The sequence below is a fragment of the Peribacillus sp. NPDC056705 genome (assembly GCF_043656335.1).
In genome coordinates this window covers 1-1,669 of record NZ_JBHTYI010000154.1, presented here as the reverse complement: position 1 = coordinate 1,669, position 1,669 = coordinate 1, and the positions used below count along the sequence as shown (strand labels likewise).

Below are 1,669 nucleotides of genomic sequence, written 5' to 3'. Positions count from 1 at the left end.
GTTCATAAACCCGTTCACCGTAGTGATGAAGAAGGCCGACATGCCTGCGCCGATGACGATTGGGATCGTCAGCAGCCAATGCACGTACGGATTTCGGAATCGATTCCAGGTGTACAGGTAGATACCGAGGAAGATCGCCTCGAAGAAGAAGGCGAACACCTCCATAAATAGCGGCAGCGCGACGACGTTGCCCGCCAGCCGCATGAAATTCGGCCAGACGAGGGCCAGTTGCAAGGCGATAGCCGTGCCGGTCACAACGCCGACGGCCACGGAGATGATGAAGCCACGCGTCCATCTTTTGGCCATGAGTATGTAGTGGGGATCTTTCTTTCGTATGCCGACAAATTCGGCTATGGCAATCATCAGCGGAACTCCGACGCCGATCGTTGCAAAAATGACGTGAAAAGTCAGGGTAAGACCCGTTAACCATCTGCTCCATAACACCGTATCGATCTCCACGTCTTACGGCCTCCTCTCCCTAACTCTCGTAAAATATTTCGCTACCTCTGCCTTCATGCTGCATTGTGCTCAGTATAATCTGTACATGTTGAATGTGCGTTAGATCACAAGTGTTTTCAAGAAACATTCACTTCTTTCTGACAACGTCGTGAAAATACAGAAAACTATCCTTACGAGCCATTGCTTCCCGTCCCATTCTGTGCTTAACGGTAATCATATTCACATTACACCGCCTGCCGGCCCTCTGAACCATAATGAAAACAACCTGCCTTGGAGATCCGTGAGGTCTCGGGGCAGGTCTCGTGTGTGATGGAATAATCCTAATTCAAGTCATCCATCACTATAAGTATTTCTTGAAACCTCTGCTCACAGATCCGCTGTATCCCTCCCTTTCAAAAAAGCGATGCGCGTCCAGACGCTGCGCTTGACTGAGCAGCATGATTCGGTGGCAATCGATGGATCTACAATAGGCTTCCACATGCTGGAGCAGCTTTTGGCCAATACGGCGATTCCGGTGGTCCTGGTGAACGATAATATTTTCCACAACGCCATATGGTCTAGCCCCATGCAGCGCTTGAAGGCAGATATTCAACATCACGGTGCCTGCCATGGTCCGCAGAATGCGAGCACAATGGAACGGTTGAAGCAATGGGTAGCGGAAAAAAAACTTTTACAGGAAGGAGCCGTCATTTTCGGGATTGCACAAGATTCCCCGATCGAACAGCACCTGAACATTGTCGATACGATACTTGCATTGTACTAATCGATCATAAGGAACTTCGGGATGACTCTGTAAGGGAAACCGTACTGCCGGGCGGGGACTATGCCGTCTTCAAGATTAGGCATACCGCTGAGGATATCCAAAGAGCGTTGCTAAGCAAAGGATATCGAATAGCCGACAAGCCGGTGATGGAACGGTACGCGCTTGAACAACTCCACGTGGGTTACTGCGAGCTGTGCGTACCCCTAGGGTGATCCAATAATTCCATCATATGCCTATAACTACCCGTTCGTAAATCCCCCCATCTGCCCGTGATACAATTAGAGCCTGCACTCGTCCCTTCTTGGCGATGTTGCAGGCTTCAGAAAAAAATATGCACACGCCCCCATCCTCTAACGAGCTTGTTGATGTTCAAGGTACCATCGTCACAGACACTGGATATGCGCTTGATGATAACGGCTATGGGCTGCGATATGCCATAAACCCCTG

3 protein-coding genes are annotated in these 1,669 nt (G+C 50.0%); 1 reads left to right on the top strand and 2 read right to left on the bottom strand.

Annotated elements, in window-relative coordinates; all coding sequences use genetic code 11:
- Both ACFRAK_RS28435 and ACFRAK_RS28430 read right to left on the bottom strand, forming a co-directional pair.
- Nucleotides 1-459: cytochrome ubiquinol oxidase subunit I (locus ACFRAK_RS28435; protein WP_394573105.1), on the bottom strand; the 459-nt coding region annotated here is incomplete at its 3' end.
- Nucleotides 460-799: 340 nt separating this feature from the next.
- The gene (locus ACFRAK_RS28430; RefSeq protein ID WP_394573104.1) at nucleotides 800-1,054 is read right to left on the bottom strand and encodes a GNAT family N-acetyltransferase; all 255 of its coding nucleotides are present in this window, start codon (nucleotides 1,052-1,054) and stop codon (nucleotides 800-802) included.
- 53 nt (nucleotides 1,055-1,107) lie between these two features.
- Here ACFRAK_RS28430 and ACFRAK_RS28425 point away from each other — a divergent pair, with 53 nt between their 5' ends.
- A complete protein-coding gene (locus ACFRAK_RS28425) occupies nucleotides 1,108-1,434 on the top strand; it encodes a GyrI-like domain-containing protein (RefSeq protein WP_394573103.1) in 327 nt (108 codons plus the stop codon).
- Nucleotides 1,435-1,669: the final 235 nt, after the last annotated feature.